Consider the following 18,075-nt stretch of genomic DNA (forward strand, 5'->3'; position numbering starts at 1 on the left):
CTGTAGCGGATTAGTATTCGTTCATGACAGGTGCCATGGTTAGTGAGAGATCCAGGTTCCCGTTACGTGTGCGGATGGCATCCAGCAGCTCCTTCTGGCTTGTCTGCTCATCAATCGTTACAGCGTAGACCAGCTCATACAGGCTGCCCAGCTCCGTGGTTCTGATCTTCTTCAGCTCGTAGGCCACATTGAAGGTGTTGAAAACCTCCGCGAAGGCTTCCTCATAGCCCAGATTCTCAGGGATCGTTACCTTCAGTGTCTTGTGCATTGTCTTCTTAAGTCCAAAGCCTGTACGGTTAAGCACGGTCATCAGAAAACAGAGGATCAGGGTGAAAAAGACCGCGTAACCGAAGGCCCCTACCCCGCAGGCCAGCCCTGAGGCCATAGTGAACAGAACGAAAGTGATATCCTTCGGATCACCGGGGGCGCTTCGGAACCGGATGATCGAGAAGGCGCCCGCCAGACTGAAGGCCCGGGCCACATTGCTGCCGATCAGCAAGATGATAATCGCTACAATGACCGGCAGCAGAACCATGGTCAGCGTGAAGCTCTGTGAGTATCCGGCAGGGCTCGTCTTCATGTAGGTGAAGCTGATCAGCCCGCCGAGGATAATGGCGATGACGATGGTTAAAGCAGCATTCATGAATGTTAGTTCTGAAGTAGACTCAGCTACGGAAAATATCGAATCAAGCATAGCGGACACGCTCTCTTTCTGATTGGCTGTTTCGCAGCATTTTTTTGTATTCGTTGCCGTATTTGGAGAAGCTGGTGCGGTACATCTGATGCTCCGACAGCATCTTGGCCAGCCAGACCGGAATGGTCTTCTCCGCCTTCACTTCCATCAGCCATTGCCCCGGCTCCAGCAGCTCCTCGCCATACACGCCATGTTCCATCTTCAGATCATACCGGCGGCAGCGGATATTGGTATCGAAGGTGATGCGGAGATCGCGGTTATTTTTACAGAACATAGCCTTGCGATCATAGGACAGATAGAGCTTCGGCTGCAGATCATAGCGGGTCAGCAAGTACTTGATCTCTTCGATCACCTGCTTGTTCATATAGCTCGCGAATTCAGGCTCTCTGCCGCTCTCGATGAATGCATAGGCTTCATCCAGCTTCAGCGGGGTTCTTCTTTTGTTGACCAGACCCAGCACCTTCTTCTTGATCTCCAGATAGACCCTGGTGTCGCCTTCAGGAATGCCGTAGGCTCTGATGCGCAGCTTCTCCTTGTACTTCGGCTTCGCCAGGCTGCTGCGGATCAAGGAATTCTGCGGGGTGTCATAATACAGATTGGTGATGGAATAATATTCGTGCTGCTTGTTGTATGCATCAGGCTCCATATATTCCAGCAATTCATGATAGAGCTTCAGATAGGATTCATGGTCCAGCAGATACTTGTTCTCGTAACGGTTGAAGACCTCAATAGCCATGGGGATCAGTTCCTTTCAGGGGAGTAATGAGTGGTGCCGCTTGCTTATGAATGTATCTTAGCCTCCGAACCTTTAGTGAATCTTAAATGGATTAAGGTTGATTAAAGGTCCCCTTGATATAATGGCATCAGCAGCAAATCCATTACTTAAGAAGAGGATGAGCCATCCCATGAGAATATTAATCGTTGAAGACGAGGTCCATCTGGCGGAGGCCTTAACCCAAATCCTCAAAAAACACAATTATTCGGTAGACGCGGTGCATGACGGCAGAGCCGGTCTTGATTATGCGCAGAGCGGGATCTATGACCTGCTGCTGCTGGATATTATGATGCCGGAGCTGGATGGAATCAGCGTGCTGAAGACGCTGCGCAAGGACGGAATCTCCACACCGGTCATCATGCTTACAGCTAAAGGAGAGATCACCGACATGGTGACTGGACTCGATCATGGAGCTGACGATTATATCGCCAAGCCGTTCGCTTCAGAGGAGCTGCTGGCCCGTATCCGGGCTGCCCTGCGGCGTAAGGGCGAGGTGATTCCTGACGATGCCCTGAAGTTCGGGGATCTGGAGCTGAATACGGTTAATCCGAAGCTGACGGTGAAGGGCAAGGAGATGAAGCTGAATCTGAAGGAGACGGAGCTGCTGGAGCTGCTAATCCTAAGGAAGCAGGCGGTCACCTCGAAGGAGCAGATCATTGAGAAGCTATGGGGGTTCGATTCCGATGCGGAGCATAACAACGTGGAGGTTTATATTTCTTTTTTGCGTAAAAAGCTGACCTTCCTGAACTCGGAGGTGCGCATCAGCACGATTAGGGGCGTAGGGTACGTGCTGGAGGGGAGTGCCTGATGTTCAATAAACTCCGAACCCGGTTCCTGATTGTCAATCTGGTCACCATCTCCATTATCATGCTGGTGGCCTTCGCCGCCATCTACATCTTCACGTACCGCAATGTGCAGGCAGACATCTATATGGCGCTCCACCGGATTGCGGACATGCAAGAGCGGGGTCCGGGCGACGGACAAGGCCCGCGCGGTTCAGGTGGCGGTGGCGGCGGGGCAATGCCCGCGGGCCAGGGGCCGATCGACCCTTACCAGCCGGAGCGTTCCGTCTCCTTCAAGGTGCAGACCGATGCCAACGGCACGCTGACCGGCAAGGAATCGAAGTTCACTATGGACGATGAACTCTATACCGCCGCGCTGAAGGAGGCGCTCAGCCAGGGCAAGGACACCGGCCAGTTCACACTGGACGGCAGCCGCTGGATCTTCATGGTGAAGCCTGCAAGCAGCGGACAACAGTTGGTCTTCATGGACATCACCGCCCAGCAGCAGATCCTGACGAACCTGATCTATACCTTCGCGGCTGTCGGCCTGCTGACACTGGTCATCCTGTACTTCACCAGCCGCTACTTTGCGGGGCGCTCGATTGCGCCGGTACGGGAGGCTTTTGACAAGCAGAAGCAGTTCATTGCCGACGCCTCCCATGAGCTGAAGACGCCGCTGACGATTATTAACACCAACGCGGATGTACTGCTGGCGAACAGTGAGGATACGATCCGCAATCAGGCAAAATGGCTGCAGTATATCAAGTCCGAAACGGAGCGTATGACGCGGCTGACGAACGATCTGCTGTACCTGACGGAGATGGATGACTCCCGGACCGGGAAGCTCCACAGCCGGTTCAATATGAGCGAGGCGGTAGAGAATATTATTCTGACCATGGAGGCGGTCATTTTCGAGAAAAATCTCTCTCTCGACTATGACATCCAGCCGGACCTTACCGTGCCAGGCAACAGCGAGCAGATCAAGCAGGTGGTGATGATTCTGCTGGATAACGCAGTGAAATATACGAATCCCAAGGGCTCTGTACACATCTCGCTCTATAAGCTGAACACCGATGTGCTCCTCTCCGTTTCGAATACGGGGGAAGGCATCGCGGCAGAGCATCTGGCGCGGATCTTTGACCGCTTTTACCGTACGGATACCTCCAGAGCGCGCAAGCAGGGCGGCTACGGCCTGGGTCTGGCTATCGCGAGGTCCATTGTGGACCAGCATAAAGGGAAAATCTATGCGAAGAGTGTAGCCGGAGAGTCCGTGACATTCTATGTGCAGTTGCCTTGAGGGAGCTGCAGCAGCTCCGAAGACTGACAGAGAAGGATTGGGCTATAAAAGGGGGTGCCCCGTCAGCTATGCGCTAGCTGGCTGGGGCACCCCCTTCAGTATTGTTGCTTTAATTGATTTCCAGATAATCAAGGTAAGCATCCCAAGTCCCGTCATCGGCGGTAACCACCAGCTCAATCACCTGGTTGCCGGTTCCATGGCTGACATTGCTGATCGTATAGACCGCAGGGCTGCTTCCGCCATAGTAGAAGGTCCCCTTCGTCACCCCGCCGATCTTGAGGTCCACCCTGGCCATATTGGCGTTATTGGAGGCCCCGCGCAGGGAGAAATTATGGGTGCCGCTGGTGAAATTCTGGGTGTACTTCACGGAATCATTATTCGCGTACAAGGCAACTCCGGAGAAGGGTGAGCTGATGTTAGCAGTATATTGACCCGCCTTAGTCATGTTCTCCGCCTCTACCTTCGTTGCAGCGGGGCCAGGACCATTGCCACCATCTGGCGCAACCGCCCTGCCGGTGGACGGCGAGATCATGCCTGAGCACAGGTTGCGGTTCTTGAGATTCTGTGCAATCTGCGGTACCGCCTGGAGTGTGGTCTGGTATTGGTCATGCATCAGGATGACATCCCCATTCTTCATCGTGCCCACAGCAGCCACGATCTGGGCGGTTCCCGCTCCGTTCCAGTCCTGCGAATCCACATTCCAGAGCACTTCAGTAAGGCCATTCTGGGCCTCGATGGACTTGAGAGTCGCGTTAGTCGCCCCGTACGGCGGACGGAACAGCTTCGGAGCAGTGCCGGTAATGGATTGCAGCGTCTGCTGGGTATTCGTAATCTCCGATGTAATCTGGGAGTTGCCCACCTGGGTCAGATTCGCATGCGACCAGGAATGGTTGCCAATCCACATCCCTGCGTTCTTCTGGGCCAGTACGAGCGAAGGATTGTTCTGCGCATTCTGCCCGACATTGAAGAACGTGGCGCGCAGGCCATTCTGCTGCAGAGCATTCAGCAGGTTCGTCGTGTTGCTTGGATTCGGCCCGTCATCATACGTTAGAGCTACATAGCCGGCCGAGCAATCGGCGGCGAACACCTTCTCCCCGCCTACCGCCAGCGACCCCACAAATAAAGACACGACAAGCGACCCGATAGCTGCCCATTGTATAGCTTTCATTCTAAACATTCTCCTAATTCCCCTCTCGGCTTGAATAGTTTCCTGACTGTACCCGTTAAGGCTGTAACTGTATGTATACGCTCCGTTGAAGTCAACCGCTTACATTAGTAATTATAGCAATTATTCCCTTTTTAAGCTAGATGCGATTCTTGTAATTTGTGCTAAACAATCTCAGCTATAACGATGGAGCAGTTAATTTTGCTTGTTCAAGTTCATTTGCAAATTGCAAAAGAAATTCTTTATTGGTTTTTAACGGAGGAAGAAATAAGCTTTGATGTTCGAAATAGAGAATAAACGAACCTGTGCCATATTCATGAACCCACTGCACTCCAAAGGACTCATCAGAATGTGTAAATTCCCCAGTATATTCTCCGGGAAAGTCCTTCAGTAAATCAATAAAGGCATTTAAAGTGATATTAGCCCAGCCTAATGTAAAGGATTTCACCATCTTCTCATCATGTATAAAAGTGATATTGAGTTTACTGCCTTCAATATCTTCAGGTATATGGTAGATGAAATCAATATTAATATACGTTGAAGATGTCAAATCCTGATTATGCAGTTCTGGCATAAGATCCTCCTTTATTCAATAATTTTCCATAATTAAGACCTGTCCGGGATGAATAGGTTTTCATTTTACCCGTATGATATAAAGTTCGACTTTATCAAGAACCATATACGAGGAGGAAGATGAATGACCTTTGGTTTCAGGACACTGGGGAAAATGCTTTTGGCTCTAACACTGCTTGCAGGTACCGCCGCTATTGCCGGACAGCCGGTGAAGGCTGAGGGGGCAACGAAGCTTTTTTATCACACCTCGGGCAGCCGGATTGTAGATTCTCAGGGGAACCCGGCCGTGTTCAACGGACTGAACTGGTTTGGCTTCGAGACACCGAACTATTCCCCGCACGGATTATGGTCGCGTTCCATGGATGATGTGCTCGATCAGGTCCGCACAGAAGGGTACAACCTGATTCGCCTGCCGTTCAGCAGTCAAATGTTCGACCCCGCTTCCCAGGCCAACAGCATTGATTATGCCAAAAACCCGGACCTGGCCGGTCTGACTCCCATCGAAATTATGGATACCTTAATCGAAAAAGCCGGCCAGCGCGGCATTCAAATCTTCCTGGACCGGCACCGCCCCGATTCCGGCGGGCAGTCGACGCTCTGGTATACGGCCGCATATCCTGAATCCCGCTGGATCAGTGACTGGGTGATGCTGGCTGCACGTTATGCGAATAATCCTACAGTAATCGGTGCCGACCTGCATAATGAGCCTCATGGCCCGGCAAGCTGGGGGACCGGTGATCTCAGCACTGACTGGCGGCTCGCGGCCCAGCGGGCAGGGAATGCAATCCTTGCAGTGAATCCGCACTGGCTGATCATCGTCGAAGGGATCGAGCAGAATGTGCAGGGTAACACCAGCAAGTACTGGTGGGGCGGCAACCTTACCGGGGTGCGGAATTATCCGGTAACGCTTACCGTTCCGAATCAAGTGGTCTATTCCCCGCATGATTACGGTCCCGGGGTGGCGGAGCAGCCGTGGTTCAGCGATCCTGCTTTTCCGGCGAACCTGCCTGCGATATGGGATCAGACCTGGGGTTATATCAGCAAAGAGAACATCGCCCCTCTAATCATGGGTGAATTCGGAGGCCGCAGCGTGGACACCCTCTCGGTGGAAGGGAAGTGGCAAAATAAACTAGTCGATTACATCGGCACGAATGATCTCTACTGGACCTACTGGACACTGAACCCCAACAGCGGGGATACCGGCGGTCTGCTGCAGGATGACTGGGCAACCTGGAACCGGCCGAAGCAGCTCATGCTGAACCGGATCATGAAGACGGTCACCTTCCCTCCTATTGAGGAGCCCGGCGGCCCCGGGACAGGACCTGTAACCGCCACTCCGCTCTACCGCAGTGATGAGACCGGCAACAATGTGGGCTCCATCCGGGCAAGTCTCCAGCTGAAGAGTACTTCCACCGTTCCCGTCCCGCTCAGCCAATTCACGATCCGTTACTGGTTCACCCAGGACGGCAGCTCTGCACACACCATGGAGATTGACTACGCCGTCGTCGGCAAAAACAATATCCAGACCACCATCGTTCCGCTCGCGGTTCCGGTCCCCGATGCCGATGCCTACGCTGAAATCTCTTTCAAGGACGGGGCAGGCAGCCTGGCTGCTTCCGGCTCAACCGGTGAGATCCAGTTCCGTATTCACAAGGATAACTATGCCAATTACAGCCAGGCTAACGACTACTCCTTCCGGCCGCTGTTGACCAGCTTCACTGCCAATGACCGGATCACTGTATACCATAACGGCACGCTGATCTACGGCATAGAGCCGTAAAACAAAACGCACGGGTATAGAGAGGTTCGCCCTCTGCCCGTGCGTTTTTTTGATTTTTAACCCAGGTTACTCTGCCTGTTCCTCCAGCCTCGCCCGCATCTGTGCATAGGCCTCCGGGGTGCCGACATCCTCTATCCTGCCCTCCGTATAGTAGGCCCGCATCTCCTGACGGGAATGCAGCCATTCGGGAAAATAACTCGGCGCATCCGGGTTGCCCCCTTCAGCCAGATAACGGGAGAACAGCGGCAGCGTAGACCGTTTGTAGATGTACAGCGCGAATACACCAATGTTGGAGCGGGGCGCCTGCGGCTTTTCCTCAAGGGATAAGACCCGATTCTGCGCATCCAGCTCCGCCACGCCGATACTGCGCAGCTCTGCCGGATCATCTACCGTCCGCACCAGAATACAGTCTGTACCCACCTTGTGAAAATAGTCCAAATACCCCGCCAGGCCAAAGCCCAGCACATTATCGCCTGCCAGCACCAGCAGATCCTCCTGCGGCTGCTCCCGCTCCAGCACAAACTGGATATCGCCAATCGCGCCTAACCGCCCCTCAGGAGAAGAAGTGCCGTCGTTCAGGATACGAACCGGCTTGTTCCCCTGGTACTGCCCGGCCCACTGTTCAAAAGCATGGAAAAACCGCTCATTCGTCACCACAAGAATCTCGGAAATCTCCTCCAGCACCTCCAGCCGCGCGGCCAGCAGATCCAGAATCGTCCGGCTTCCCTGCACCGGCAGCAGCGGCTTCGGGGTGTCTAGCGTTAACGGATACAGACGGGTGGCATACCCCGCAGCCAAGATTAATGCGATCATCCTCGATCCGCTCCTCTGTCTGGTGTGGATGCTGCGAATAAGGCTCTGGACAGCAGCTCCATCGTTTGCCTGTATACAGTATGGGCGGCTACGGCATCTCCAAGGAACCCGCCCATGTATAGGTGGATTACACCATGCAGCGAGGACCATATGGCGGCGACAAGAGCCCCGGTCTCTTCCTTGTCCGAAATAAGCCCCTGCTGCTGGGCGGTAATGATTAGAACCTGTAGTCGGCGTATGGCGGTCAACGTTCCCTGCATACTCTCCGCATCCGGCTTGAACTCGGCAAAAGCCCCTCCGAACATCAGCTTGTAGTAGCTGCTGTAATCCTGTCCGAACTGCCAGAAGGCTTCGCCCAGTTCCAGCAGATGCTGCTGCAGGTCAGCATGCGGCGGCACCTCTTCAAACCGCAGGGCCAGCAGCTTACAACCTTCAAGATATAACTGCTGGGCCAGCCCCTCTTTATTAACAAATAGACTATAGATAATTTTGGTGGAACAGCCCATTCTTTGCGATACTCTGCGTACAGTGACGGCCTCCGGCCCCTCTTCCTGCAGAATGGCCGCGGCCGCATCCACCACAAGCTTACGGAGATTCTCCGTATTTTGCAGGCGGGCTTCCTGATAGGTCTTCAGTGTCCGGCCCGTGGATGGCGAGGACTTGTCTTCGTTATGGATAGGAATCACCTTCATTCGGTTATCAATGTTATTGACCAGCAACAAGGTTGCCGGGTTCTAACAGGAATTCTAAACATTCGCACCTAGGATGTCAATTGAACCCTTACGTGAAAAAATTAGATTGACACACGTGTGATGTTTTGGTTACTATGATTCACATAGGTAACGTTGTTACCAAAACAAAACGTTGATTCAGAAGGAGAAGTAAAAATGAATATTAAAGGGAAATGGTCATTGGTCACCGGAGCCTCTTCGGGAATCGGAGAACAGTTTGCAAGACAATTAGCCAAGGAGGGCAGTCATCTGGTGCTTGTAGCCAGATCCAAAGTCAAACTGGATGCACTCGCAGCCGAATTGACCCGAAGCCATGGAATTCAGTGCCGGGTGATTCCCAAGGACCTATCGCTCGAAGGCGCTGCCGGAGAGCTGTACCAGCAATGCCAGCAGCTTGGCCTGAATATCGATCTGCTGGTGAACAATGCGGGTTTTGCCACCCATGGCCTGTTCGAGCAGGTCTCCGGCGAGCGCCAGCATGAAGAGGTCATGCTCAACGTAGCCGCTGTAGTCGATATGACGCATCTCTTCCTTCCCGGAATGCTCCACAGAGGAGCAGGCGCTGTGATCAATGTATCGTCTACCGCAGGCTTTCAGCCGCTGCCTTATATGGCCGTCTATGGGGCGACCAAAGCTTTTGTCTTGTCCTTCACCGATGCCCTCTACTGGGAGAATCGTGATCGCGGCGTCCAATTCTTCGCCCTGTGTCCAGGCTCGACGGAGACCAATTTCTTCAACGTGGTGGGCACGGAGGATGCCTCTGTCGGCGGCGCGAAGGACTCACCGGAGCGGGTAGTGGCCCTTACACTGCGCGCTATGGCCAGAGGAAAACAGTACGTTGTTCCGGGGCTCCGCAATTACCTGAGTGCCCAGATTACCCGGTTCATGACCCGCAGACAAAGCCTGCGCTTGGTCGGTGGTATGCTTCGCCCTACAAACCCTAAGGAGAATGTGTAATGTCTACAGAAACTAATCAACGCAAACGGTCCGCCGGTAAGCATATCCGCAGATGGAGCTTGATCCTGCTCGGAATAATCGTGCTGGGAATCGCCGGATTCCTGCTGATGCCAGCCCCGGTAGAGCCTGCCGTATGGTCTGCACCTGCCGCCCCTTCTTTTGAGCAGGAGGGCCCTTGGAAAGAGAACAGCAAGCTTAGCTCCGCAGAGCTTGTGACAGATCGCGCGAAGTTCCCGGAATTTATCACTTTTGATGCTGCGGGGCTGCTGTACACGGGCGACTCTGACGGCAAAATATACAGAGTAGCCTTCGATGCGGAAGGTAAGGCGCAGCCAGCCGAAGTGTTCGCCGATACCCAGGGAACACCTAACGGGCTGAAATTCGATGCTGCCGGAAATTTGATTGTGGCGGATATTCAGAAGGGACTGCTGTCGATTGACAAGGATGGGAAGATTGAAGTATTGGCCACTGAAGTGGACGGAGGGCCGATCTATCTGGCGAACGAGCTGGACATCGCGCAGGACGGAATGATCTATTTCTCCGATACCTCTAACTACGGCAAGGTCATGTTCAAAGAGATCGCCGAGAACAAACCGCATGGACGGTTGTTGAGATATGATCCGCAGACCCGGCAGACCACCGTTCTGCTGAAGGATTTATATTTTGCCAATGGGGTCGCATTGTCTGCTGAAGAAGATTTCGTGCTTGTTGCTGAATCGTACCATTACCAGCTGACCCGATACTGGCTGAAGGGGCCCAAGCAAGGCACCTCGGATATTTTCGCGGAGAATCTGGCAGGGTTCCCGGACAATATCACTCGCGACGCTCAGGGACATTTCTGGGTAGGAGTATTCACAACCCGTCTGGCTTTTGCCGATTACATGCATAGTCATCCCTGGGTAGCAGCGACGATGTCCAAGGTGCCACAGTCCCTGTTAAATGGAGCAAGTGCCCCGGTGAAGCACGGACTTGTCGCAGAATACGGCCCCGAAGGCGAGCTTGTGAGCAGCTGGCATGATCCGGAAGGGACCTTGTACGGGATCACCACTGCCGTAAGCCAGGGAGGATATTTATATCTCGGAACGGCACCGGGCGGAAGCCAAGGGGTTCACCGGGTGCTTTTGAAACCGTAAGATTGTTACATTGAGGCAACCCAAACAGCAGCCCACTCCGGCAGGAGGGGCTGCTGTTGCTGTTGCAGTTGGAGCTGGGCGTATGATTGTTGCGGAGCTTATCCTCCCCCCGCTACACGCGCGGTCGGTATGCTATGCCGTCGATCTGGACCTTAAGTCCATCCGGACCGCCCACATGCGCGAACTCGGTGGAGATCGTTTTGCGGGCAGGGTACTTGCCTTGGAATCTGCGCTTGAATACCTCTTCCATAACCGGAATCTCCCACACATCCCGCAGCAGAATGTCCACTTTCACCACATCTGTGAGTGTAAGTCCCACCTGTCCGAGACGATCACTCATATCATTCAGCGCACCTTCCACCTGCTCTTCCACCGTTCCGCCCACATTGCCCACACAGAAGCTCAGGAAAATAAAATCCCCCGCCTCTACTAAACCGGAGTATGCATACTCCTCATTCACATCATGTCTGGTGATCCCGCCCATACTGGTTCTTGTCCCCTTGTCGCCTGAGATAAACCCAGTATAGCAGGAAAAAATAGACATCTGTATGCAAAAAGTCTTACATTATCATATATAACTGAGAAATACTTATGAATGGAGGAGAACCATGAAACGATTCCTAAAATCAAAGTCTTTTCTGATTACATCCATCCTGTTCAGCTTTCTTTTCATTATGAATATCATATCGCCGCCTGACAGTACGGGAATGGACATTGCACTCAGTATTCTCAAATCTGTATTGGCTGGTGTAATAAGCGGCTTTATTATTGGCGGCATTCTCTTTCTTTTACTGAAAAAGAAGTCCATCTGACCTTAGACTTCCACACACGGTGTTTCAGGAAGCTTCAAAACAACCTGCTCCAGACATGCTGTCAATATCTAACTTGGATGATGCGTACATAGGAGCAGTTGAGCGTGGAGAGCGGAATTTTTCAATCGGGAAGTGCTGGCTACCCTGGATAGCTCCGAAAAAAAAGATGCCCGATGAATCCAAACCCAAAAGGATGCCGCTTAGTAAACTGAAATCGGTTTTGAGAAAAGAGGAGTATTATGGGATCTCCAAGTGGAATGATTATTTTCTCAGCAATATCAACTATATTTTTGGTTGTATGGGTTATCGGAGCTCTGTTAATAGCAATATTCCCCTTTAAGTCTTGGGAGCTTCTGCAAGGATGGAAGGCACGCAGAGAGCCATCCTCCTCCTATTTTATAATGGTAAGAGTACTGGCAATTATTATGTTTATCATTGGTATTGCTCTACTTTCCTTAAACTTGTTTCATAATTAATAAAGAACGGGACTGCCCATATACAGGCAGCCCCGTCTGATTCCCCTAATCCAGCTCCGCGCGCGAGAACAGATCGCGGATGAGCGCATCGTCCTCACAAGCTTGCTTGAAGGCAGTGGCGAACTTGACCAGCGCTTCGCCGTCAGAGGAATAGGCGCAGAACATACCGGCCTCCGGGTCGAAGCGGACAATTCCGGATAGCTCAGGCATCTGCTCCTCCAGGAAGACCGCAGCCAGAGAGGCCCAATCATATCCGTTGCCCTCGAAGCCCTCGTCTTCCCGTGCGGCGAATACCTCCGTCTTATAGCTTCCTGCATTCAGAATCACGGACTTGCCGCCGTTATCCTGCTCCACGATTATGAAAGGCTTCAGATCCGCAGCTCCCGCCGATTCCGCCTCCTCCAGCTTTTTCAATAACTGTTCCTTTGCCTCATTTGTGAACCGGAGTGTCCCGTTCGTGTTCACGATCATGCCCTGCCGGATACGATCATCCAGCCAGTCCGTGATGAAGCCCGGGGCATATCCGCCCGTGCTGAATTCACCGCCGAACGCAATCATTTTGGAATATACCTCAAGATATTGGTCACGGCTCGTATTCGGGTAGACGCGTGTATAGAGCCAGAATTGCAGATCATACATCAAGGTGGACCGCTCGTCCGCATGAAGAGAGAAGTGGCCCTTCTCCTCCACAATGGCGGTGCTGATCCTGCGGATAACGCCCTCTATATCGTCCACTTCCGTAACCTTGTCGCACAGCTCCTGCAGCAGCGGTGAGAACGCCCCGGACGCCACTGTCTTCAGGTCATCCTCCTTATCCTCCTCCGAGGTATCAAACACCTCATCGTTCACCAGCCCGCGGATGAAGGTTTCGAAGTCAGGGGCCAGGAACGTAATCTCATAGTTACCCTCCTGATCCACATGAATCACCTCAGGTTCACCCTCCGGGCCGCAGTGGCGGTAATCCAGCATGATGACATCATGTCCGGCAGAAGGACAGTCTCCGAAGACCACGCCAATGTCGGGGTAACCCCACTCCTCAATCATGAAGCGGCTGCCCAGCTCTCCGCAGAGGGAGTAGCTTTTGTCACGGCCGATCCCGGCAATTCCTGATATCGCGACATGGTTCTCCGCCCAGGAGGTAGATTCATTCACCGGAAAACAAGTATTCCGCGGAATCCCCCCGTTATGCTGCTTCATCATGGCAATGTAAGAAGCTGGCAGCTTATAGCCCAGTTCTTGCTCGACTGAAGCAATCAGCTCGTCACTGGGCAGCGGAGAGACATACTCCTTCAAGGCATAGTCGCTGTCCTCCCAGAAATCCGCACAGAAATCAAGGAAAGACCCAAGGTCTCTGCCGCCGCTCTCTCTGAGCAATTTAGCATTATGTATCGCTTCAGCACGCCTGGCCTGCTCTCTGGCCTCACGCTGCAAGCCTTCCCGGCTGTACTCCAGCATATTCTGAATATCTCCGTCTCCCGGCTCCAGTTCGTCTGCACGTGCAAACGCTTGGACAGCCTGCTCGTATTGCTTCAGATAATAGTAGGAGTACCCTGTGCGAAAATGCCACAGCGAATCCGCCTTGCCTTCCTCTGCAATGCTGAGCAGTAGCCCCAGCGCTTTGTCGTAATCTCCCAGGTTGTTATAGGCTCTGCCCAATTGGCTGATACATTCATAATCTCTTGCCTCCGGCGGAATCTCCAGAAGACGGTCCACAATCTGCTGATATTCATTCTTGTCATGCCAACGCTTCACTTGTGCAAGCAATACCTTATCCATCCCTGTAGCCTCCCTGTTTGGACACTGTAAAGCAAGCCCGTTCCCACATTCCGCAGGTGCGCTTGCCGTCAGTTCATTCACTATTACCCATTCACCGGAAAATCAGAAAATAAAACAGGCGCCCAGTTCAAAATAACCCCACAACATATAAACGATTCTATACCAAAAAGAGGCTGCCCCTGCCTATATCCGGCATCTGGACAGCCCCTATAATATCTTTCATATCCATTCCGGCAATTTACTGAATCGACTGCAGATGCTCCCCGAGACGGTCCCAGGTTTCGGTAATTCCCTGAATCATCCCCATATCCATAACCGTGCGGAGCGCTTCTTCGGACTCATACTTCGAGCGGCTGATCAGCTTCGTTCCGCCCCCCTCCGTCTCTTCAAAGATCATGCTGACCAAAGTAGACGGCATTCCTTCGGTTTCATTGCCTTTGGCATCCGAGAAGTAATCGGTGTAGACAAAGCTCTCGCCATCAGTGATTTCATGATAGATGCCCTTGCCCCAGGATTCCATTCCGAAGAATTCCCCCTGCTTCTCATCGACACACTTCATACAGTAATGCCAAATACCGCCCGGACGAAAATCAACGCTGCAGAAGGGAACGATCCAGCCGCGCGGCCCCCACCACTGCTTCAGATGCTCAGCTTCAGTGAACACTTTGAATACAAGCTCATGCGGGGCGGCGAATACACGTTCCAGAACCAGTTCAAGACCTTCTACACGGGAAACCATTGTCTCAGACATACCTAATCCCTCCTGATCGTCATTCATTCTTCTTCGGACTGTAGCTGCCGCAGATAGTCATCCAGGTTGTCGAAGCGTTCACTCCATAGCCTGCGGTAAGCTTCCAGCCAGGCATCCATTGCCTTCAGCGGCTCCGTACGCAGCCTGTAGTTCCGGCGGTTAGCCGCCGCTTCCACCTCAACCAGTCCGGCTTCCAGCAACACACGCAAATGCTTCGAAGCCTGAGGCTGACGGAGCGCGAGCCGCTCGGCGATATCGCCTACGCTCATCGGCCCGTCTTTCAGGATCTCTATCATCCGCAGCCGCGTAGGCTCAGCAAGTGCGCTAAATGTCATTGTGTTCATCATTCCGATGTTCCTTTTGTAGAGCATTTTATTTATTTTTACTGGGGTACATCAATAATATACCCAGTAAGGAATATTCCTGTCAAGGAATATTATGAAATTGTCGGACTGCTTCTGCTGCTCTATTGCTTCTCATCGCTTGTTGTCTATTCGAGCAGGTTAACGCCTGCCGCTTCCAGCGAAGGAATAAGATATTTATGGTCTATGGGCGATGACATCACAATTAGAATCGTATAGTTCCCGTATTTATCGCATTCATTGCCGAACTGCTCCAAGGCTTGCGTGGAATCGGTCATTACTTTTAACAGATAGTTGTGCTCTCCGCTGATTCGATAACATTCAACTACCTCCGGAGAGGAGCGGCAGAATTCCATGAAGGCCGTACATTCTCTGGAGTGGAACAGCATATAGGCGGCCGCATGTTTTCCAATCTTCTCCGGTGAGATTATGGTGCGATACCCGCTGATTACCCCGTTTTCCTCCATACGTCTAACTCTTTCTGTCACTGCGGGTTGTGATAGGCCCACACATTTCCCGAGTTCCGTCATAGATATTCTCGCTTGGCTCTGAAGATGAAACAGAATCTGCTTATCCGTATGGTCCATTCCATTCAACTCCTTTAATTTTAAGGAACTTTGTACAAATCGCCTTGTTTTTAACCGCCGGACGGCCATTATAGCTTGGTTGCCTTATGTAAGCCGATTAACTTATTTTATATAATATACTTACATTAGTAAAGCACACCTTGCTTTAACTATAGTGAAAGGATGATAACTGTTGAGTACACAGTATTCGAACACGATTAACCCAGACCACCTCCTGGCGCGCATTGATAAAGTTATCGAGCAGACGCTTACCGACAAGCGCCTGGCGGGCGCTGTCATCAAGGTAGCGGTAGATGGGAAGCTCCTATACAGCCGGGCTGCCGGCTTTGCAAGCCGTGAACTGAAGCAGCCCATGCGGGAGGATGCCTTATTCCGGCTGGCATCGGTTTCCAAACCGATTACCTCGACAGCTGCTCTGGTACTAGTGGCCCAAGGCCGTTTGCCGCTTGATGACCGGGTGGACCGCTGGCTGCCGGAGTTTCAGCCACGTCTGAAGAACGGCAAGCGAGCGGAAATCACGATACGCCATCTAATGACTCACACTGCTGGTCTAACCTACCGCTTCTTTCAGGAAGAAGGCGGCTCCTATGCGCAGGCCGGGGTATCCGATGGCATGGATCAGTCTGGTGTCACGCTTGAAGAGAATCTGAAGCGGCTAGCGTCTGTTCCACTCCTCTATACACCAGGCACCGAGTGGAGATATTCTATCGCAACAGATGTGCTGGGGGCGGTGATCGCAAGGGTTACCGGGACCACGCTCAATGAAGCCATAGATATGCTCGTGACCCGGCCACTCGGCATGAAGGATACCGGCTTCCTTGCCGTGGAACCGCAGCGGCTGGCCACCGTTTACGCCGATGACGTTCCGGGGCTGCGGCCTATGAAGAATCCGGACAGGTTGGACTTTGTAGAAGGAACGGCGGGATTCCGGCTCGCCCCGAACCGGGCGTTAGACAGCACTGCCTATGCTTCCGGGGGAGCCGGTATGATCGGCAGCGCAGGAGACTTCCTCCAATTGCTGGAGACGTTGCGGAAGGGCGGGGCGCCCCTGCTGCCGGAATCGCTGGTCCGCGAAATGACTACCAACCAGATTGGTGACCTCTCCATGCCCTTCTGGCCGGGACGAGGCTTCGGCCTGGGATTCACAGTGCTTAAAGATCCTGCTGCTGCAGATACTGCAGAGTCCCTTGGCACATGGCGCATGGGCGGTACCTATGGCCATTCGTGGTTCGTCGATGCCAAGCAGCGACTAAGTGTGGTTGCCTTCACCAATACAGCACTGGAGGGCATGTCGGGTCCGTTCACGGTTGACCTGTGCAATGCCATCTATGGCAGATTGGACCTGTCATGAACAATACCAAAGAGAACGCCGGGATGAGCAGCAGCACAATTGCTTCCCCGCAGCAAAGCTCCAGTGCCCCTTCTCCCGCACGCCTTCCCTGGGCTGGATTACTTGCCCTGGCGATGACCGGGTTTATCTGTATTCTGACTGAAACGATTCCTGCCGGACTTCTGCTTCAGATCAGCAAGGGACTTGGAGTCACAGAGGCCATGGCAGGTCAGCTTGTTACCCTCTATGCCCTGGGCTCGTTAGTCGCCGCCATTCCATTGACCACGGCAACACGCGGCTGGAGGAGGAGACCCTTGCTGCTAGTATGCATCCTTGGTTTTCTCATATTCAATACCGTTACTGCCTTATCTTCGAGCTATCTCCTGACGCTTGCGGCCCGTTTTTTCGCAGGTGTATCCGCTGGTGTCCTATGGGGAATGATCGCAGGCTATGCACGACGCATGGTACCAGAGCAGTTGACGGGACGGGCTATGGCTATTGCAATGGCGGGAACACCGCTTGCTCTAGCGCTCGGTGTCCCTGCCGGAACGTTTTTGGGTAACCTTGCAGGCTGGCGTAATATTTTTGGCGTCTTGTCGCTGTTCGCTCTGCTGCTGACCATTTGGATACTCTGGAAGCTGCCGGACTATCCTGGAGAAGTTGCAGACAAGCGGCTTCCTCTAAACAAGGTCTTCACAAGCCCCGGAGTGCGGCCGATCCTGTGTGTTGTGCTGGCTTGGGTACTGGCCCACAATATTCTGTATACCTATATAGCACCATACCTTACTCAGGCCGGGCTATCCGGGCTAGTGGATTTGGTTCTGCTTATTTTTGGTATTACAGCACTTCTGGGCATCTGGTTAACCGGTGTTTGGATTGATCGTCACCTGAGACTGTTGGTTCTAATTAGCCTCACTGCATTTGCATTGGCATCTGTCCTGCTTAGCATAGGCAGCAGCAAGCCTTTCGTTATCTATCTTGTAGTTGCTGTATGGGGCTTAACGTTCGGGGGAGCAGCAACGCTGCTGCAGACAGCGATGGCTAAGGCTGGTGGAGAAAGCGCAGATGTAGCGCAATCCATGCTTGTAACCGCATGGAACCTGGCTATTGGCGGAGGCGGTATAATCGGCGGAATTCTTCTCGAAACAACGGGTGTCATGTCGTTCCCATGGGCGTTGTTTGTCTTGCTGGTTCTTTCCTTATGGATAGCAAGGCGCAGCAGAACACATGGATTTCCTCCCGGAAGCATAGATATTCATCGCAACGATTAACTTTACCACG

Annotated in this window: 18 protein-coding genes; 7 read left to right on the top strand and 11 right to left on the bottom strand. The window is 52.8% G+C overall.

Going from position 1 to position 18,075, the window contains the following annotated elements:
- Positions 1 to 10: 10 nt before the first annotated feature.
- Together NYE24_RS18600 and NYE24_RS18605 are read right to left on the bottom strand one after the other, a co-directional pair.
- Entirely contained in the window at positions 11 to 694 is a 684-nt protein-coding gene (locus tag NYE24_RS18600) for a DUF4956 domain-containing protein (RefSeq protein WP_342476377.1), read from the bottom strand.
- Positions 687 to 1,430, bottom strand: a complete 744-nt coding sequence (locus NYE24_RS18605; protein ID WP_036691824.1) for a polyphosphate polymerase domain-containing protein — start codon at positions 1,428 to 1,430, stop codon at positions 687 to 689. Before NYE24_RS18605 ends, NYE24_RS18600 begins: the two co-directional genes overlap by 8 nt.
- Positions 1,431 to 1,599: 169 nt before the next feature.
- Between NYE24_RS18605 and NYE24_RS18610 the strand changes: the two genes are divergently transcribed.
- Both NYE24_RS18610 and NYE24_RS18615 read left to right on the top strand, forming a co-directional pair.
- A complete protein-coding gene (locus tag NYE24_RS18610) occupies positions 1,600 to 2,277 on the top strand; it encodes a response regulator transcription factor (protein WP_036691822.1) in 678 nt (225 codons plus the stop codon).
- Positions 2,277 to 3,548, top strand: a complete 1,272-nt coding sequence (locus tag NYE24_RS18615) for a HAMP domain-containing sensor histidine kinase (RefSeq protein WP_036691819.1) — start codon at positions 2,277 to 2,279, stop codon at positions 3,546 to 3,548. The genes NYE24_RS18610 and NYE24_RS18615 overlap by 1 nt, the downstream gene beginning before the upstream one ends.
- A 109-nt stretch (positions 3,549 to 3,657) precedes the next feature.
- Here the strand turns inward: NYE24_RS18615 and NYE24_RS18620 are convergent, their stop codons facing one another.
- Both NYE24_RS18620 and NYE24_RS18625 read right to left on the bottom strand, forming a co-directional pair.
- Complete coding sequence (locus NYE24_RS18620) at positions 3,658 to 4,725, bottom strand: polysaccharide deacetylase family protein (protein ID WP_036691816.1); 1,068 nt, start codon at positions 4,723 to 4,725, stop codon at positions 3,658 to 3,660.
- A 166-nt stretch (positions 4,726 to 4,891) separates the two neighbouring features.
- A complete protein-coding gene (locus NYE24_RS18625) occupies positions 4,892 to 5,287 on the bottom strand; it encodes a hypothetical protein (protein ID WP_036691813.1) in 396 nt (131 codons plus the stop codon).
- Positions 5,288 to 5,410: 123 nt separating this feature from the next.
- Between NYE24_RS18625 and NYE24_RS18630 the strand changes: the two genes are divergently transcribed.
- Positions 5,411 to 7,066: a cellulase family glycosylhydrolase gene (locus NYE24_RS18630; RefSeq protein WP_342476378.1), complete on the top strand. Its 1,656-nt coding sequence runs from the start codon at positions 5,411 to 5,413 to the stop codon at positions 7,064 to 7,066.
- Positions 7,067 to 7,132: 66 nt separating this feature from the next.
- On the opposite strand, the gene NYE24_RS18635 is transcribed toward NYE24_RS18630, so the two are convergent.
- Both NYE24_RS18635 and NYE24_RS18640 read right to left on the bottom strand, forming a co-directional pair.
- A complete protein-coding gene (locus tag NYE24_RS18635; protein ID WP_342476379.1) occupies positions 7,133 to 7,879 on the bottom strand; it encodes a sugar phosphate nucleotidyltransferase in 747 nt (248 codons plus the stop codon).
- Complete coding sequence (locus NYE24_RS18640; RefSeq protein ID WP_339807289.1) at positions 7,876 to 8,601, bottom strand: TetR/AcrR family transcriptional regulator; 726 nt, start codon at positions 8,599 to 8,601, stop codon at positions 7,876 to 7,878. Before NYE24_RS18640 ends, NYE24_RS18635 begins: the two co-directional genes overlap by 4 nt.
- A 165-nt stretch (positions 8,602 to 8,766) precedes the next feature.
- Between NYE24_RS18640 and NYE24_RS18645 the strand changes: the two genes are divergently transcribed.
- Together NYE24_RS18645 and NYE24_RS18650 are read left to right on the top strand one after the other, a co-directional pair.
- Positions 8,767 to 9,567: an SDR family oxidoreductase gene (locus NYE24_RS18645; RefSeq protein WP_036691804.1), complete on the top strand. Its 801-nt coding sequence runs from the start codon at positions 8,767 to 8,769 to the stop codon at positions 9,565 to 9,567.
- Entirely contained in the window at positions 9,567 to 10,700 is a 1,134-nt protein-coding gene (locus NYE24_RS18650) for an SMP-30/gluconolactonase/LRE family protein (RefSeq protein WP_036691801.1), read from the top strand. Before NYE24_RS18645 ends, NYE24_RS18650 begins: the two co-directional genes overlap by 1 nt.
- Before the next feature lie 112 nt (positions 10,701 to 10,812).
- Here NYE24_RS18650 and NYE24_RS18655 read toward each other — a convergent pair whose 3' ends face one another.
- The 5 genes from NYE24_RS18655 to NYE24_RS18675 all read right to left on the bottom strand — a co-directional run bounded on the left by NYE24_RS18655 (position 10,813) and on the right by NYE24_RS18675 (position 15,464).
- Entirely contained in the window at positions 10,813 to 11,184 is a 372-nt protein-coding gene (locus NYE24_RS18655) for a RidA family protein (RefSeq protein ID WP_036691799.1), read from the bottom strand.
- 849 nt (positions 11,185 to 12,033) lie between these two features.
- Entirely contained in the window at positions 12,034 to 13,764 is a 1,731-nt protein-coding gene (locus tag NYE24_RS18660) for an Imm51 family immunity protein (protein WP_342476380.1), read from the bottom strand.
- A 238-nt stretch (positions 13,765 to 14,002) separates the two neighbouring features.
- Positions 14,003 to 14,515, bottom strand: a complete 513-nt coding sequence (locus NYE24_RS18665; protein ID WP_342476381.1) for an SRPBCC domain-containing protein — start codon at positions 14,513 to 14,515, stop codon at positions 14,003 to 14,005.
- A 23-nt stretch (positions 14,516 to 14,538) separates the two neighbouring features.
- Entirely contained in the window at positions 14,539 to 14,859 is a 321-nt protein-coding gene (locus NYE24_RS18670) for a metalloregulator ArsR/SmtB family transcription factor (RefSeq protein WP_076156573.1), read from the bottom strand.
- Positions 14,860 to 15,005: 146 nt separating this feature from the next.
- A complete protein-coding gene (locus NYE24_RS18675) occupies positions 15,006 to 15,464 on the bottom strand; it encodes an Lrp/AsnC family transcriptional regulator (RefSeq protein WP_076156441.1) in 459 nt (152 codons plus the stop codon).
- A gap of 172 nt (positions 15,465 to 15,636) precedes the next feature.
- Here NYE24_RS18675 and NYE24_RS18680 point away from each other — a divergent pair, with 172 nt between their 5' ends.
- Positions 15,637 to 16,815 (top strand): serine hydrolase domain-containing protein, encoded by a 1,179-nt coding sequence (locus NYE24_RS18680; RefSeq protein ID WP_342476382.1) that lies wholly within the window; start codon positions 15,637 to 15,639, stop codon positions 16,813 to 16,815.
- Between the two features lie 23 nt (positions 16,816 to 16,838).
- A complete protein-coding gene (locus NYE24_RS18685; protein ID WP_342479261.1) occupies positions 16,839 to 18,065 on the top strand; it encodes an MFS transporter in 1,227 nt (408 codons plus the stop codon).
- The last annotated feature ends 10 nt before the right edge of the window (positions 18,066 to 18,075 follow it).

Origin of the sequence: Paenibacillus sp. FSL H7-0350 (assembly GCF_038593195.1) — a bacterium.
In the GTDB taxonomy this organism is placed as follows: domain Bacteria; phylum Bacillota; class Bacilli; order Paenibacillales; family Paenibacillaceae; genus Paenibacillus_AQ.

What these genes read in the sequence shown, in the direction of transcription:
- NYE24_RS18615 (WP_036691819.1), top strand. Translation starts at nt 2,277, where the DNA reads ATGTTCAATAAACTCCGAACCCGGTTCCTGATTGTCAATCTGGTCACC.
- NYE24_RS18605 (WP_036691824.1), bottom strand. Translation starts at nt 1,430, where the DNA reads ATGGCTATTGAGGTCTTCAACCGTTACGAGAACAAGTATCTGCTGGAC.
- NYE24_RS18665 (WP_342476381.1), bottom strand. Translation starts at nt 14,515, where the DNA reads ATGTCTGAGACAATGGTTTCCCGTGTAGAAGGTCTTGAACTGGTTCTG.
- NYE24_RS18675 (WP_076156441.1), bottom strand. Translation starts at nt 15,464, where the DNA reads ATGGACCATACGGATAAGCAGATTCTGTTTCATCTTCAGAGCCAAGCG.
- NYE24_RS18660 (WP_342476380.1), bottom strand. Translation starts at nt 13,764, where the DNA reads ATGGATAAGGTATTGCTTGCACAAGTGAAGCGTTGGCATGACAAGAAT.
- NYE24_RS18630 (WP_342476378.1), top strand. Translation starts at nt 5,411, where the DNA reads ATGACCTTTGGTTTCAGGACACTGGGGAAAATGCTTTTGGCTCTAACA.
- NYE24_RS18670 (WP_076156573.1), bottom strand. Translation starts at nt 14,859, where the DNA reads ATGAACACAATGACATTTAGCGCACTTGCTGAGCCTACGCGGCTGCGG.
- NYE24_RS18620 (WP_036691816.1), bottom strand. Translation starts at nt 4,725, where the DNA reads ATGTTTAGAATGAAAGCTATACAATGGGCAGCTATCGGGTCGCTTGTC.
- NYE24_RS18610 (WP_036691822.1), top strand. Translation starts at nt 1,600, where the DNA reads ATGAGAATATTAATCGTTGAAGACGAGGTCCATCTGGCGGAGGCCTTA.
- NYE24_RS18625 (WP_036691813.1), bottom strand. Translation starts at nt 5,287, where the DNA reads ATGCCAGAACTGCATAATCAGGATTTGACATCTTCAACGTATATTAAT.
- NYE24_RS18600 (WP_342476377.1), bottom strand. Translation starts at nt 694, where the DNA reads ATGCTTGATTCGATATTTTCCGTAGCTGAGTCTACTTCAGAACTAACA.
- NYE24_RS18650 (WP_036691801.1), top strand. Translation starts at nt 9,567, where the DNA reads ATGTCTACAGAAACTAATCAACGCAAACGGTCCGCCGGTAAGCATATC.
- NYE24_RS18635 (WP_342476379.1), bottom strand. Translation starts at nt 7,879, where the DNA reads ATGATCGCATTAATCTTGGCTGCGGGGTATGCCACCCGTCTGTATCCG.
- NYE24_RS18645 (WP_036691804.1), top strand. Translation starts at nt 8,767, where the DNA reads ATGAATATTAAAGGGAAATGGTCATTGGTCACCGGAGCCTCTTCGGGA.
- NYE24_RS18655 (WP_036691799.1), bottom strand. Translation starts at nt 11,184, where the DNA reads ATGGGCGGGATCACCAGACATGATGTGAATGAGGAGTATGCATACTCC.
- NYE24_RS18685 (WP_342479261.1), top strand. Translation starts at nt 16,839, where the DNA reads ATGAGCAGCAGCACAATTGCTTCCCCGCAGCAAAGCTCCAGTGCCCCT.